Raw genomic sequence first — 13,731 nt, 5'->3', positions numbered from 1 at the left:
CTCTCCCAGCCGGGCGGCCCCCGCCGCCCGGCGTCCTCCTTCCACTAGAGTGTCCATGGGCCACCGCATCGATATCCTCCGCCAGCTGATCCAGGCCTGGCAGGCCAAGGACATCGAGAAGGTGCTGACCTTCATGTCCGACGACATCGTCTGGCACTATGCTGTGGCCGTCATGCCGCCCGTGCGCGGCAAGGCCGCCGCCCGCAAGCTGCTGACCCGCTTCCAGGCCGACATGCACCGCATCGAGTGGCGGATCTTCGCCCACGCCGAGGTGGGCGACCGTCTCTTCGTGGAAGGCGTCGACGACTACCTCACGCCGGACGGCCATCGCGTCGCCACGCCCTATGCCGGCGTCCTCGACTTCCAGGGCGACCTGATCGTCGGCTGGCGCGACTACGTCGACCTCAGCGTCGCCGCCGAACAGAAGGCCGGCCAGCCCCTCAGCCGCCAGGTCCTCGACCTGCTCGACCGACCGGTCGCCCCATGACCGTGAACCGCCGAACCCTCGTGGCCGCCGCGGGCGCGCTGGCCGCCAGTCCCGCCCTCGCCCCGCCGGCCCTCGCCAAGGAGACCGCCATGCCGCGCCTCTATCCCGTGCTGGAGGCGATCATCGCCGCCTGGAAGAGGCAGGACGTCGAAGGCGTGCTCGCCTGCGTCACCGACGACATCGTCTGGCGCAACTCGTCCGGCTACGCGCCCGCGATCAAGGGCAAGGCGGCCATGCGCGAGGCGCTCACCAGGATGAAGACCGCCATCGCGCCGGGCAGCAACAAGTGGCGGATCTTCGACTACGCCGAGTCCGCCGACCGGCTGTTCATGGAGGGCGTCGACGAGTTCGACCTCGTCACCGGCCAGCATGTCGCCATTCCCTACGCCGGCAGCCTGCAGTTCCGCGGCCGGCTGGTCAGCGAATGGCGCGAATACTTCGACGGCCGCATCAGCGCCGAGATGAAGGCCGGCGCGCCCATGACCGCCGAGGTCCGGGAAATGCTGGACCGGCCTTTGGCGAAGTCGCGTTAGCGCTGGGGCGGCGTCACGTTGAAGGCCGTCACCTCTTCGTGGCACTGGTCGCAGGTCACCTTCGACACCAGCTCGTGGCCGCAGGGACGGTGATAGGTGATCAGCGGCGGGCCCTTGCCGCCCGCCAGCCAGCGGTCGCCCCAGCGGTTCAGCTCGGCGATGAGGGGGTAGAGATCGCGCCCCTCGTCGGTCAGCCGATACTCCCAGCGATCCGGCCGCTGCTGGTAAAGCTCCTTGCGCAGGACGCCCAGGTCCACCAGCCGTGACAACCGGTCGGCCAGGATGTTGGGCGCCACGCCCAGGGCGTTCTGAAAGTCGTTGAACCGCCGGCGCCCCAGGAAGGCCGAGGCGATCACGTGGCTGGTCCAGCGGTCGCCCAGCACCTGGAAGGCGCGGTCCAGCATCGGGTTGCCCTGGTTCAGGCTGCCCGAGGGCACGATCGAGCGGCGCTGCACGCGCGGCGGCGGGGACGGGTCGAGGCCCGCGCCCGGCCCCTCCTCCACATAGACATCGCGAGGACTGACCAGCTCGCCACAGCAGCGGCACCGGAACTCGGGCGTGAACGCCTTGCCGCAGGTGTGGGTGAGGCGGTGGGCCGGGTTGGCCGGATCGTAGAACCACCGCTTCTCCCAACGCACGATCATCAGCGCCAGGCTGTAGAGATCGAGCCCCATCTCCGTGAGGTGATACTCTTCGCGGATCGGCCGTTCCTGGTAGCGGACCTTTTCGAACACCCCGGCCTTCTGCAGCCGGCGCAACCGGTCGATCAGCAGGCTGCGCGCCAGGCCGATGCTGCCCTGGAACTCGTCGAAGCGGCGCACGCGCTGGAACGCGAGATAGAGGATCATCAGCGTCCAGCGATCGCCCAGGATGTTGAGGGCGCGGGTGGCGGAGTTGGCCTGGACGAGCTGGGTCTGAGGCGGCGCTTCGGAAGGTGGGGGTTCGGCCATGTCGCCTCGGACTACGCCCCTCGACCCTTCGAAGCTGGCCGCCGCCTTGTCAAGGCGCGCTCAGGTCGTACGGCCCGCGCGCTCGTAGTCGGCCACCATCTCGTCCACGATGGCGCTGAGCGGCTCGATAGCCTTCACCTCGCCTGCGCCGTGACCGGCCGACCAGACGTCGCGCCAGCGCTTGGCGGCGTCTTCCGGGCGACCCAGGTTGATCTCGGCCTTCGCCTTGAGGCCCTCGGTGTCGTAGCCGGCGGCCAACAGGCTGGCCTTCAGCCAGTTGGCCGGCATCCCGGTGAGCGCCGCGGAGGTGACGATATCCTCGGCCGTAGCCTCGACCAGCATCTGCTTGTAGCCCGGCACGGCCAGGCTCTCCTCGCAGGCGATGAGGCGGGTGCCGAGATAGGCCAGGTCGGCGCCCAGCACCTGAGCGGCGCGGACCGCCCGTCCCGAGCCGATGCCGCCGCCCAGAACCAGCGTGCCCTCGAACCACTCGCGGACCGCCGGCGCGAACGCAAACCCCGAGATCGGCCCGGTGTGGCCGCCCGCGCCCGAGGCCACCAGGATCAGGCCGTCGACGCCCGTCGCGGCGGCCTTGTGGGCGAAGGTCAGCGAATTGACGTCGGCGAAGACCAGCCCGCCATAGCCGTGGATCGCGTCGACCACCGTGGCGGGACTGCCCAGGGCAGTGATGACGATCGGCGGCCGGTGCTTCAGAACCAGTTCCAGCTCTTCCTCCCAGCGGGCGTACGAGCGGTGGACCATGATGTTCATCGCCCACGGCGGGGCGTCGGCCGGCAGGGTGGCGTTGATGGTCGCCAGCCACTGGTCGAGCTCGTCCAGCGAGCGGGCGTTGTTGCCCGGGAACGAGCCGATGATGCCGGCCTTGCAGGCCGCCAGCACCATGTCGACGCCGCTGACCAGGAACATGGGGGCGGCGATGGCCGGCAGCCGCAGCCGCTCGGCGATGTGGGCAGGAAGCGACATGGAGGCTCCGGTTACGCGGCTTCAGGCGGCTTCGGCGGCCACGGGACGAAGGGCGAGGTGCGGCGAACGTAGTCCTCGTAGTCGGGCTTGCGCCGCTTCATACGGCCCTCGACCGTGGGCATCCCGCTCCAGCGGGTCAGGGTGTAGACAAGGTAGATCGGGCCGACCACGGCGAAGAGCCCCAGCTGGGTTTCCGACGCCACCAGCCACAGGCCCCACCAGACGCAGGCGTCGCCGAAGTAGTTGGGATGGCGCGTGTAGCGCCAGAGGCCCTTGTCCAGGACCTGGCCGGCGTTCGCCGGGTTCTTCTTGAAGCGGACCAGCTGCCAGTCGGCCAGGCTCTCGAAGGCCAGGCCGAACAGCGCCAGCCCGACGCCGGCGATCCCCAGCGCGCCAAGCTCGGCGGGCTCGGCCGACACCTGGCCCAACTGAACCGGCAGGCAGACCAGCCACAGCAGCGGCATCTGCAGCATGAACACCAGCCGGAACGAGGCGTAGCCATAGCCCCAGCCGCGCTCGGCCTTCGCCTTGTCCATCATCCGCGTGTAGCGGCCGTCCGGCCCGTGATCGCGCCAGCGCCACAGCATGTAGCCGCCCAGGCGCACCGCCCAGGCGACGCAGATGCCGGTCAGGATCATCCGGCGCGACGTGCCGCCGCCGGTCTGCAGGAAGGTCGAGATCGCCACGACGCCCATGCCCAGGCCCCAGAGGCTGTCCACCGGCGTCACATCCCGCTGGGCGACGCAGATGGCCCAGGCCAGAACGAAGAGGCCCAGGATCACGACGGCGTTCACCGCCAGGATCACCACGAAATCAGGCACACAATCTCTCCCCGTTTGCCCCGGCTTCTGCGGGCCGTTTGACAGTCTTTCTATGCAAGTTAAGGTCGCGCCACAACGCGAAAAACCCTGGGGATGATGGCATGGGCGGCTACAGCGGCAAGGTGGTGCTCGTGACCGGCGCGGCGGGCGACATCGGGGCGGCCGCGGCGGCCGCCTTCGCCCGCGACGGCGCGGACGTGGTGGTCACCGACCGCCGGGCCGACGCGCTGGAGGCGGTCGCCGCCGCCCTGCGCGAAGCCGGCGGCCAGGTCCTGGCGCACGCCTGCGACCAGTCGGATCCCGCCGCGGTCGAGGGGCTGTTCGCGGCCATCAAGGATCGGTTCGGCCGCCTCGACGCCGCCTTCCTGAATGCGGGCTACGGCCGCTACGGCCCGCTGATCGACATTCCCTTCGACCAGTGGCGCAAGCACGTGGACGTCAACCTGAACGGCGGCTTCCTGATGGCCCAGGGGGCGGCGCGGGCCATGCGTGATGCGGGCCGCGGCGGGGCGATCCTGTTCACCGCGTCGACCGCGGCGACCCACATCTGCGACCTGCTGGGCGCCTACGCCTCGTCCAAGGCCGGGGTGCGGATGCTGGCCAAGTCCCTGGCGTCCGAGCTCGGGGTCTGGCGCATCCGGGTGAACCTGGTGCTGCCCGGCGTGATCGAGACGGCGATGACCCAGTCGCTGATCGACGACCCCGCCGTCCGCGCCGACGCGATCGCGAACACCCCGGTGGGCCGGCTGGGCAAGCCCGAGGACATCGCCCGGCTGGCGGTGTTCCTCTGCGGCGACGACGCGGGCTATGTCACCGGCGCCGAGATCCTCGCCGACGGCGGCCAGACCCTGCACGGCTACCCCCGCTGGTTCAGCGCCGACTACGCGCAGGCCGGCGCCGAGTGGAAACCGCACACCCAGCGCTGAGCCCCTTCCTTTCCCACGCAGTGGGAGAGGGGGACCGCACGCCGAGCCGCAGGCGAAGAGCGGGCGGTGGAGGGAGCGAGCCTCATCCACAGAGCCAAGAATACCCGGTCGGACCACAGATGCTGCGGCCCGCCCTCTCCACCATCGGCTCTTCGGCCGATGGTCCCCCTCTCCCACTTCGTGGGAAAGGAAGGCGTTGAGTCAGAGGGAAATCACCCCTTCGTCCGGCGTTTCCGCGAACAGGCGCTCCACCTCCCCGGCCCGCCGGTCGATGACGGCGCGGCGGTTGATGGTGCCCTTGTCGGAGATCTCGTGGGCGTTGGCGCTGGGCGGGTCCTTGAGCAGCAGGGCGCGCTTGATCCGCGCCGCGCTGCCATGCTGCTCAGAATTGAACGCCGCGATGCGCCGGCCGATCTCGGCCAGTTCGGCGTCCGGCCGGGCCCACAGCATCACACCCAGATAGGGCCGCCCGTCGTCGCAGAGCACCAGGTCGCTCACCAGCGGCGACAGCGCCTTGATCAGCCCGTCCCGCAGCCCGCCGCCATAGACCCACGCGCCGCTCGACAGCTTGAACTCCTCGGCCGCGCGGCCGGAGAACACCAGGCCCTGGGTGGGGTCGGCGGGGTCGTGGAAGGTCACCAGGTCGCCGGTGCGGTAGAAGCCCTCGTCGTCGAAAGCCGCGGCGGTCTTCTCCGGCTCGTCCAGATAGCCCGCGGTGACGTTCGGACCGCGGGCGCGCAGTTCGTAGCGATCGCCCACCGGGACCAGCTTCACCGTCGTGCCCGGCGCCGGCAGGCCGATGCCCACCCGGTCGGTCTCGAAGTGGATGACCATGAAGGCCGAGACGGTCTCGGTCATGCCGTAGCCGCTGGTCATCATGATGCGGTGGCCGGTCTCGGCGACGGCGGCGGCCTGCAGCCGATCCAGCACGGTCTGCGGCAGCCCCGCGCCGCCGTACAGCATCAGCCGCATCTTCCGGAAGAAGGTCGCGCGCAGTTCGGCGTCCTGCTCCAGGGCGTCGGTGAGCATGGCGTAGCCCAGCGGCACGTTGTTGAAATAGCTGACGGAAATCTCGCGCAGGTTCCGGATCGAGGTCTCGAACAACCCCGGCGCCGGCTTGCCGTCATCGATGTACAGCGTGCCGCCTTCCAGCAGCGTGGTCCGCAGGACGAAGGCGCCCGCCGCATGGTGCCAGGGCAGCCAGTCCAGCATGACGTCATGCCAACCGGCCGCCTCGCCGATGGTCTGCTGGCACTGGGTGGAATTGGCCATCAGGTTGTCGAAGGTGATCGGCACCACCTTGGGCAGGCCGGTGGAGCCCGAGGTGAGCATCAGGGCCGCGCGGTCCTGGGGCTGCAGGCGCGCGATCGACGCCGCCACGGCCTCGGTCGGCGCGGTCTTCAGCACGTCGGCATAGGCGACCGAGGGCTTCGACAGCCGGCCCGGATCGCCGGTGATGATGGTCGCGCCGCCGAGGTCCAGCGCCTCCAGCGCGCCCTTCGCCATCCCCGTGTCTTCGGCGAACACCACGCCGGGCTTCACCTTCGACACCACGTGCGCCAGCCGCCCGTAGTCGCCGCCCAGGGCCGCGTAGGTCACGCTCACCGGACAGGCCGCGCGGCCCGCCGCCTGCGCGGCGAAACTCATCACGGCGAACGCCGGCGTGTTGCCCGCCAGGATCAGGACGGCGCCGTCCGAGGCGTTGTCCAGCAGCCACTGGGTCGCCGCGTCCATGTCGCGCTTGAGCTGGCCGTAGGACAGGAACGCCCATTCGCCGTCGGCGCCCCGCTGGGCCAGGGCGGGTTTGTCGGCCGAGACCGCAGCGCGCCGCGCGAAGGCCGCGGGAATGTTCGGATCGTAGGGCCGCAGCGGGATGCGCGAGGCGATGGTGATCGCGCCGTCCGCACGCCGTTCCACCTCCAGGTCCACCGGCATCAGGTGGGCCTCGCGGAACGGCGCCTTCACCCCAGCTGCGGCGCTGTCGGCCATGTCAGACGCCCACGACCAGGCTGACCGTCGTGGTGGTCGAGCCGCCGATGTTGAGGGTCTGGACGGTCTTGGCGCCTTCGACCTGATAGTCGCCCGCCTTGCCGGTCACCTGCTTGTAGGCGTCGAGGGTCATGCGCACGCCGGTGGCCCCCACCGGGTGGCCCAGGCCGATCAGGCCGCCCGACGGGTTGATCGGCAGCCGCCCGCCGATCTCGATCGACCCGTCCTCCACCGCCTTCCAGGCCTCGCCCGGCGCGGTCAGGCCCAGGTGCTCGATGGCCATGTATTCGGTGGTGGTGAAGCAGTCGTGGGTCTCGACGGCGTCCAGCTCGGCGATGTCGCTCACGCCGGCGCGGCTGCGGGCGGCGTCGATGGCCTGCTTCACCCGCGGGAAGACGTAGGGCTGGCCCTCGCTGGCGCGGACCTTCCGATCGTAGCTGATGGGCGCCGAAGTGTGGCCCCAGCCTTTGATGCGCGGCAGGCTCTCCAGCGGGATGCCGCGCTTGTCAGCGTATTCCTTCGCGGCCTTGGGCGAGGCCAGGAAGATCACGGCCGAGCCGTCGGTCACCTGGCCGCAGTCGTTCTTGCGGATCATGCCCTCGACGACCGGATTGGCCTCGTCATCGGCCGTAAAGCTGCGCTCGTTGAACGCCCACTGGCGCGTCTGGGCGTTGGGGTTTTTCCGCGCGTTGGCGAAGTTGATCTCCGCGATTCGCATGAGGTGTTCGTACTTCAGGCCCCAGCGGCGGTCGTACTCCTCGCCCAGGTCCGAGAAGGCCCGCGGCCAGAGGTAGGTCGCGTCCTGCAACTCGTGGCCGGTCCAGGCCGCGGCGCCCAGGTTCTCGGCCGCCTTCTGGCCCGAGACGTTGCGCATCATCTCGAGGCCCACGACGCAGGCGGTGTCGTAGCGGCCCGCCTCGATCTCGGCGGTGGCCGCCAGGATCGCGACGCTGCCCGAGGCGCAGGCCGCCTCGTGGCGCGACGTCGGCATGCCGTCGAACTCGGGGTGCACCAGGCCGAAGAAGCCGCCCAGCAACCCCTGCCCCGCGAACAGGTCGCCCACGAAGTTCCCCACGTGGCCCGTGTCGATGTCCTTGGGTTCGAGGTCGACGGCGGCCAGCCCCTCGCCCACCACCTCAGCAAAGGCGTCCGCGAAGTCCATCTGCTTGCGGGCCCAGTTCTGGGAGAAGTCCGACTGCCAGCCGCCAAGAATGTAGGTCATGGTGTCCTCGTGATTATGCCGGAGTGGCGGCGAGCGCAGGGCGGCCGTCCATGAAGGCCGCGAAGGCCGCGTGGGAGTCAGGATAGGCCTCGCGCGGCTCGGCGCGAAGAGCCGCGTGCACCGCAGAGCCGATGGCCCCCTGGAGGCTGACCGGAGCGCCTTCGACCGCGGTGGCGATCCGCAGCCGGCCGCCGCCCGAGACCAGCGTCTGGCCCGTGATGTCGCAGTCTTCGCTGACCAGCCAGGAGACCAGCGGCGCCACGTCGGCCGGATCCATCCGTTCCGCCAGGCCGGGCGCCAGATGCTGCGCCGTCATAGCCGTCACGGCGTAGGGCGCGATGGCGTTGATGAGCACGTTGCGAGGCCGCCCCTCGGTGGCCAGTCCACGGACCAGGCCGATCAGGGCCGCCTTGGACGAGGCATAGGCCGCCATGCCGTCGCCGCCGTGCAGACCGGCCGACGACGCGCTGACGACGATCCGGCCGCCGGTCTTCGACAGCACGGGCCAGGCGGCATGGACGAGGTCGAACGCGCCGAAGAAGTTGATGTCGAAGATGCGCCGGAAGCCTTCGCGGGTCTGGCGATGCAGGCGCAGCGTCTCGGGCACCCCCGCGTTCGACACGACGCCGTCCAGCCGACCGAAGGTGTCGAGCGCCTGCTCGACCAGCCTGGCCCCCGTCTCGGGCGCCTCGGCGGGGTCCAGATTGGCCACGGCGCAGCCGCCCCTGGCCACGATGTCGGCCACGACGGCTTCGGCGCTGGAGGGCTGGCTGCGGTCGGCCCAGCGGTTGTTGACCACCACGCTGGCGCCCCGCGCGGCGAGATCGAGCGCATAGGCGCGGCCCAGCCCCTTGCCGGCGCCCGTGACGATCACGACGCGGCCCGACAGGTCGGTCTCTACAGCCGCCATCGCACGCTCCTCCTGCGATCGATCATCCACACAACGTATCGTTATGCAAGTCACTTGCGCCGAGGCTTGCGATCACGCGTCCGCGAGACGGGTCCGGAACGGCGTCGCCAGTGGGCGGGTGATCAACCCCGGGGCCGCCGCCACGACGTGAGGGATGGCGTTCAGGACCGCGCCCGCCACGCCGATCTGTTCGGCCGAGGTGGCCGTCGTGTCGCCCTCCCGCTTTTCCAGGTCGACACTGATGCGCACGCCCGGGTGGCCCTTGATCCGGATTCGCCACAGGGGCGGATCGGGCTCGTCGAGATGCGCCTCCTCCATCCACCAGTGGATCGACATGGTGAGCTTCGGTTGGCCCTCCACGATGCCGTTCCAGCGCCAGTTCACGTGACCGATGCGGCCTTCCGCAATGACGCCGGCCGCAATGCCCAGGTCCTCGGTGGCGGCGAACACGCGGTGATCGGTCTCGACCCGCTCCAGCGTCACCCCGAGGTGCTCGGCCATGGCCGCCAGCACCTCCTCGTACATCCCGTTCAGGGAACTCGCGGGTCCCCACGCGGGGTCGTTGGGATCGACGGCCGCCGGGTCCGAGCCGAACCCCAGAATGCGGAAGACGTAGTCCGGATTGCGCACGGCCCGGCAGTCGACGCTCTCGACCACCTCCACATGATCCAGCACCTGGCAGACGCCGGTGGCGACGACGGCGATCTGCTCGGCGGCGAAGCCCGGGTTGAGGCCGGCCGCCATCAGGCTGGTCCCGCCTGCCCGGCAGGCGGCCTCCAGCGCCTCGCGGCGTTCGCCGGTCCAGTGCGACGCGTGGCTGTAGCCGTTGATGCTGATGACGTTCTTGCCCGACGCAAGAAGCCGCAGGATCTCGGCGTCGTGCGAGCCGTAGGGCGGCGCCAGGCGCGCGCAGTGGATGACGACGTCGGCGTCCAGCGCCAGGATCTCGTCGATGTCGCGGGTGGCGATCACCCCGGTAGGCTCGCGGCGGGCGATCTCGCCCGCGTCGCGGCCGGCCTTCTCGCCATAGACGTAGAGGCCCACCAACGCGGTGTCAGGATGGTCAAGCACCGCGCGCAGGCACGACTTGCCCATCGCCCCCGTCGCCCACTGGATCACTCGATACGCCATGCACCTCCCCCGTCGGTGGGACACAGCTTATCCAAATGGGTATCGTTATGAAAGTAACATTGCCGGCCGGACCCGATCTCCTGGCGCGCGAGCGGCTTCCCCTTTCGGGGATAATTCAAATGGCAGATGCGCGCTGAGGGCCGCCCCCTGCAGGCTGTGGCCACACATCCGATTGGGGCAGACACATGAAAGCACTTTGGACGACTCTCGCGGGCGCGGCGGCGGCAACGCTGCTGGCCCATTCGGCGACGGCCGCGCCGGTAGCCTTCTCCCAAGGTTACGCAACCTATTCGCAGCCGGGCTTCAGTCCGACGGCGATGTTCGACGGCAGCGACTCTTACGGCTGGGCCATCGCCGACAGCCCAGGCGGCACCGAGAGCCAATCGGCGCTGCTGGTGCTTGCCACGCCGCTGGCGGCGGGGTCTTACGATCTGACGTTTGTGGCGAACCAGTTCTTCGTCTGCTGCAACTCGGCCCATACTCTGGGCGAATTCAGCTTCGGATACACGACGGACGCCGCCCCGACCCTGGCCAGCATGCAGACGCTGGTGAGCTATACCGGCGGCAGCTCACTGACCGGGTCGACGTTCACCTTCTCGGGCGGTCATGTCTTCGCCTCGGGCGGTGGGACGACCGACGCCTACACGATCAACGGAACCATCAACAGCGCGGCGGCGATCACCGGCATCTTCCTCAACGTCCACGAGAGCGCCAATGGGTATCCGACCAATGGGCCGGGTCGCGCGTTCAATGGCAACTTCGTGGTCACCGAGCTGACACTGGATGCGACCCTCGTCCGGGGCACGGGCGCTGTGCCGGAACCGGCCACCTGGGCCATGATGATCCTGGGCTTCGGGGCCGCCGGGTCAGCGCTCCGCTCGCGCCGCCGGACCGTGTTCAACGCGACGGTCGGCTGAAGCTGAACCTGTGCGCCGCCGGCCGAGCGTGGGTCGGCGGCGCCGCGCCGCGTCAGGCGCGGCTCATCTCCAAGGGTTCGCGCGGGGGTCGGGCGCCCTCAGCCTCGATCACCTCGAAGTCGACGGCGTGCGCCTCGACCGGCTGGCCGCAGCACGAGCAGGTGACGGCCGGCTCCAGATCGTGGCCGTCGGCCTTGTGGCGCAGCAGCAGCGGCGGGCCTTCGGGCGAGACGTAGTACTTGTCGCCCCAGCGCAGCAGCATCAGCAGGACCGGATAGTAGTCGATCCCCTTCTCGGTCAGCCGGTACTCGAAGCGGCGCGCGCCCAGGTCATGGGTGCGGATCACCCCCTGGGCCGTCAGCCAAGACAGCCGCTCCGACAGGATGTTGGTGGCCATGGCCGTATCGCGCTGGATCTCGTCGAAGCGGCGCAGGCCGGTGAAGATCGAACGCAGCGCCAGGCTGGCCCAGCGGTCGCCGGTGATCTGGGCCACGTCCACCATCAGGCCCTGGGCGTTGGAGGCCGCCTGCCGCTGCTGGCGGCGGCGGCTGTAGCGGGCCGCCATCCAGCCCACGCCCGGCCCCTCGGCCCAATCCACATCCCGCGCGCTGATCTCGTCGCCGCACTTCAGGCAGGTGGGCGCCGGTTCAAAGGCGTGTCCGCACGTCTTGTGGCGCAGGGTCAGCCGCAGCTTGCCCTCGGGCGCGCTCCACCGGCGCTCCCAGCGCAGCATCATCAGCGCGGGCCAGTAGAGGTCCCGGCCTTTGGCGGTCATGTGATACTCGAACCGCGGCGGCGCCTCGCTGTAGAGCTTCTTCTCCAGCACGCCCGCGGCGACCAGCTTCTTGAGCTTGTCGCTGAGACGGGTCTGTACGAGGCCCGTCCGCGCCCGGAATTCGTCGAAGCGCCGCGCCCCGATCCAACTGGCTTCCAGGATCAGCAGGACCGACGTGTCGCCCACGACTTCCAGCGCCCGCCAGATGGAACAGGTGCGGATGAACTTGGGCGTCGTCATGGTTTAGGCGTGCTCTTCCAAGGCCTTGGTCGCGAAACGCCGCGGTCGAAGTAGCAGTATGCAAGCCACCCAGAGCGCGCAAGCGATCGCACGCGACAGGCGATCACGCGGGCAGCAACTGCCCAAGTTCACGGCGCAGCACCTTGTTCAACGCGTTGCGGGGCAACGCCGCCACGACCTGCAACCGCTCGGGCAGCTTGTAGGTCGCGATGTCGTGCGCCTTGAGGTGGGCGTTCAGCTCGTCGAGGGTCAGGCTCTCACCCGGCTTCAGCGCCACGAAGGCGCACACTCGCTCGCCCAGACGCTCGTCGGGATAGGCCGCGCAGGCCCCTTCCCGCACCTTGGGATGACCTTCGATCAGCACGTCCAGCTCGGCCGGCGAGATGTTCTGACCGCCGCGGATGATGATCTCCTTGCAGCGCCCGACGAAGCGATAGAACCGCCCGCCGTCCTCGGGCGCGATCTCGAAGAGGTCGCCGGTGCGGAAGAAGCCCTCATCGTCGAAGGCCGCCTTCGTCAACTCGGGCGCGCGGTAGTAGCCGTCGAAGGTCATGGCGCCCGAGATGCGCAGCTCGCCCTCGACGCCCGGCTCGGTGATCTCGCGGCCGGTCGCCAGGTCGACCAGGCGGGTCCGGATCTTGCCGGGGAATGCGGCCGGCCAGTCCACGCCCTGCGCCCCGAAGCGCGGGAAGAAGCGGGCGCGATGATCGGGATCGGGGATCGCCTCGCCGGTCGAGAACAGCGAGGCGCCCTCGTTCGAGCCGAAGACGTTCATCACCGTCACGCCGTGCCGTTCCTGCCAGCCGGACACCATCCAGGGCGACAGGGGCGCCGAGCCCGAACCCAGGCAGCGCAGTTTGGACAGGTCGGCCTTCGCGAGCAGCGCCTCGTTCTGCAGCAGCATGTTCAGCACCGCGGGCGGCGCCACGGTATAGACGACGCCCTCTTCCTGCATCTGGCCCAGGAAGATCGGCAGATCGAACGGATGGTGCTGGATCAGCCGGCCCTGGCACGTGAGCCAGGGCATCAGCATGCCGCCGATGGCCGCGATGTTGATCAGTGGGAACGGGTTCAGGATCGTGTCGCCGGCCGTCAGGCCGGCCGCCTCGACCAGGGCCTCGCCATTGACGACCCAGTGGTCGTGATGCCGCGGCACGCCCTTGGGCATGGCTTCCGTGCCGGACGTCCAGCAGATGGTCAGCGCCTCGGCGGCGTCGAGATCGGCCGGCGTCGGGAAGGGCGTCTTCGCCGCCCGGTCCACCAGGTCCGCCAGGCGGTTGACGCCTTCGGGCGCCTCGCGCGCCAACGACACGATCGCGGCCGACGTGACCCCCTCGCGCCTCAGGTCCGCCAGCATCGCGGCGTGGTCGCAGCCGTGAAATTCGCCGACCGTCACGTAGGCCTTCGGTGCGATCACCGGCAGGATCTGGCGAAGCTCGTGGCCGCGATACGCCATCGCGATCGGACTGAGGATCGCCCCCATCCGCGCGCACGCCAGGAACGCCAGCACGCCTTCGACCACGTTCGGCAGCTGCGTCGCCACCACGTCCCCCCGCCCGACGCCCAACCCGGCCAGCACATGGGCCAGGGCGTCGACCCGCGTCTCGACCTCGGCCCACGTCAGCCGCTGCGGCGGCGACCCGACCAGGGCCTCGCGATTGGGCGCGTCCGCCAACGCCGCTTCAGGGCCGCGCTTGGCCACGGCCTCACGGAACAGCGCATCGACGGTCTGCCCCCGCCACCACCCCTTGCGGCGATACTCGGCGACGCGCTCGGGCGGGCTCGGACGCACGGCGGTGTTCCCTCTGACAAGCTGTCCCGCGAGCATGCACAGTGAGTATCGTTT

Annotated in this window: 13 protein-coding genes; 4 read left to right on the top strand and 9 right to left on the bottom strand. The window is 69.8% G+C overall.

The window, feature by feature from the left end:
- Positions 1–55 precede the first annotated feature (55 nt).
- Both ACQ66R_RS20015 and ACQ66R_RS20010 read left to right on the top strand, forming a co-directional pair.
- Positions 56–487: a nuclear transport factor 2 family protein gene (locus ACQ66R_RS20015; protein ID WP_430424836.1), complete on the top strand. Its 432-nt coding sequence runs from the start codon at positions 56–58 to the stop codon at positions 485–487.
- Positions 484–1,020 carry a nuclear transport factor 2 family protein gene (locus ACQ66R_RS20010; RefSeq protein WP_430424834.1) on the top strand — a complete coding sequence of 179 codons (537 nt, stop codon included), beginning with the start codon at positions 484–486 and terminating at the stop codon, positions 1,018–1,020. Before ACQ66R_RS20015 ends, ACQ66R_RS20010 begins: the two co-directional genes overlap by 4 nt.
- Here the strand turns inward: ACQ66R_RS20010 and ACQ66R_RS20005 are convergent.
- Genes ACQ66R_RS20005 through ACQ66R_RS19995 form a run of 3 tightly spaced genes read right to left on the bottom strand, consistent with a single transcriptional unit; the run spans position 1,017 to position 3,775 of the window.
- Positions 1,017–1,970, bottom strand: coding sequence for a winged helix-turn-helix transcriptional regulator (locus tag ACQ66R_RS20005; RefSeq protein ID WP_430424832.1), 954 nt, complete (start codon positions 1,968–1,970; stop codon positions 1,017–1,019). The two genes, ACQ66R_RS20010 and ACQ66R_RS20005, sit on opposite strands and share 4 nt — an antisense overlap.
- Positions 1,971–2,030: 60 nt before the next feature.
- Entirely contained in the window at positions 2,031–2,954 is a 924-nt protein-coding gene (locus ACQ66R_RS20000) for an NAD(P)H-dependent flavin oxidoreductase (RefSeq protein WP_430424830.1), read from the bottom strand.
- Between the two features lie 11 nt (positions 2,955–2,965).
- A complete protein-coding gene (locus ACQ66R_RS19995) occupies positions 2,966–3,775 on the bottom strand; it encodes a DUF1295 domain-containing protein (RefSeq protein ID WP_430424828.1) in 810 nt (269 codons plus the stop codon).
- Positions 3,776–3,876: 101 nt separating this feature from the next.
- On the opposite strand from ACQ66R_RS19995, the gene ACQ66R_RS19990 reads away from it, so the two are divergent.
- The gene (locus ACQ66R_RS19990; protein WP_430424826.1) at positions 3,877–4,701 is read left to right on the top strand and encodes an SDR family NAD(P)-dependent oxidoreductase; all 825 of its coding nucleotides are present in this window, start codon (positions 3,877–3,879) and stop codon (positions 4,699–4,701) included.
- A gap of 201 nt (positions 4,702–4,902) precedes the next feature.
- On the opposite strand, the gene ACQ66R_RS19985 is transcribed toward ACQ66R_RS19990, so the two are convergent.
- The 4 genes from ACQ66R_RS19985 to ACQ66R_RS19970 all read right to left on the bottom strand — a co-directional run bounded on the left by ACQ66R_RS19985 (position 4,903) and on the right by ACQ66R_RS19970 (position 9,953).
- Positions 4,903–6,690, bottom strand: coding sequence for an AMP-binding protein (locus ACQ66R_RS19985; protein ID WP_430424824.1), 1,788 nt, complete (start codon positions 6,688–6,690; stop codon positions 4,903–4,905).
- Between the two features lies 1 nt (position 6,691).
- Positions 6,692–7,912: an acetyl-CoA acetyltransferase gene (locus ACQ66R_RS19980; protein ID WP_430424822.1), complete on the bottom strand. Its 1,221-nt coding sequence runs from the start codon at positions 7,910–7,912 to the stop codon at positions 6,692–6,694.
- 13 nt (positions 7,913–7,925) lie between these two features.
- Positions 7,926–8,822, bottom strand: coding sequence for an SDR family NAD(P)-dependent oxidoreductase (locus ACQ66R_RS19975; RefSeq protein WP_430424820.1), 897 nt, complete (start codon positions 8,820–8,822; stop codon positions 7,926–7,928).
- A gap of 72 nt (positions 8,823–8,894) precedes the next feature.
- Entirely contained in the window at positions 8,895–9,953 is a 1,059-nt protein-coding gene (locus ACQ66R_RS19970; protein ID WP_430424818.1) for an NAD(P)H-dependent amine dehydrogenase family protein, read from the bottom strand.
- 185 nt (positions 9,954–10,138) lie between these two features.
- Between ACQ66R_RS19970 and ACQ66R_RS19965 the strand changes: the two genes are divergently transcribed.
- Positions 10,139–10,870: a PEPxxWA-CTERM sorting domain-containing protein gene (locus ACQ66R_RS19965; RefSeq protein ID WP_430424816.1), complete on the top strand. Its 732-nt coding sequence runs from the start codon at positions 10,139–10,141 to the stop codon at positions 10,868–10,870.
- A gap of 52 nt (positions 10,871–10,922) precedes the next feature.
- Here ACQ66R_RS19965 and ACQ66R_RS19960 read toward each other — a convergent pair whose 3' ends face one another.
- Entirely contained in the window at positions 10,923–11,885 is a 963-nt protein-coding gene (locus ACQ66R_RS19960; protein WP_430424814.1) for a winged helix-turn-helix transcriptional regulator, read from the bottom strand.
- Between the two features lie 103 nt (positions 11,886–11,988).
- On the bottom strand, positions 11,989–13,677 hold the full coding sequence (locus tag ACQ66R_RS19955) for a class I adenylate-forming enzyme family protein (RefSeq protein WP_430424812.1): 1,689 nt from the start codon (positions 13,675–13,677) through the stop codon (positions 11,989–11,991).
- Between the last annotated feature and the right edge of the window lie 54 nt (positions 13,678–13,731).

Source organism: Phenylobacterium sp. (assembly GCF_965284355.1).
In the GTDB taxonomy this organism is placed as follows: domain Bacteria; phylum Pseudomonadota; class Alphaproteobacteria; order Caulobacterales; family Caulobacteraceae; genus Phenylobacterium.
The sequence above is the reverse complement of the archived record's forward strand: the minus strand, read 5'-3'. Positions and strand labels throughout refer to the sequence as shown.

Coding starts and splice junctions, on each gene's coding strand:
- ACQ66R_RS20015 (WP_430424836.1), top strand. CDS start 56: ATGGGCCACCGCATCGATATCCTCCGCCAGCTGATCCAGGCCTGGCAG.
- ACQ66R_RS20000 (WP_430424830.1), bottom strand. CDS start 2,954: ATGTCGCTTCCTGCCCACATCGCCGAGCGGCTGCGGCTGCCGGCCATC.
- ACQ66R_RS19975 (WP_430424820.1), bottom strand. CDS start 8,822: ATGGCGGCTGTAGAGACCGACCTGTCGGGCCGCGTCGTGATCGTCACG.
- ACQ66R_RS19990 (WP_430424826.1), top strand. CDS start 3,877: ATGGGCGGCTACAGCGGCAAGGTGGTGCTCGTGACCGGCGCGGCGGGC.
- ACQ66R_RS19965 (WP_430424816.1), top strand. CDS start 10,139: ATGAAAGCACTTTGGACGACTCTCGCGGGCGCGGCGGCGGCAACGCTG.
- ACQ66R_RS20005 (WP_430424832.1), bottom strand. CDS start 1,970: ATGGCCGAACCCCCACCTTCCGAAGCGCCGCCTCAGACCCAGCTCGTC.
- ACQ66R_RS19960 (WP_430424814.1), bottom strand. CDS start 11,885: ATGACGACGCCCAAGTTCATCCGCACCTGTTCCATCTGGCGGGCGCTG.
- ACQ66R_RS19980 (WP_430424822.1), bottom strand. CDS start 7,912: ATGACCTACATTCTTGGCGGCTGGCAGTCGGACTTCTCCCAGAACTGG.
- ACQ66R_RS20010 (WP_430424834.1), top strand. CDS start 484: ATGACCGTGAACCGCCGAACCCTCGTGGCCGCCGCGGGCGCGCTGGCC.
- ACQ66R_RS19970 (WP_430424818.1), bottom strand. CDS start 9,953: ATGGCGTATCGAGTGATCCAGTGGGCGACGGGGGCGATGGGCAAGTCG.
- ACQ66R_RS19985 (WP_430424824.1), bottom strand. CDS start 6,690: ATGGCCGACAGCGCCGCAGCTGGGGTGAAGGCGCCGTTCCGCGAGGCC.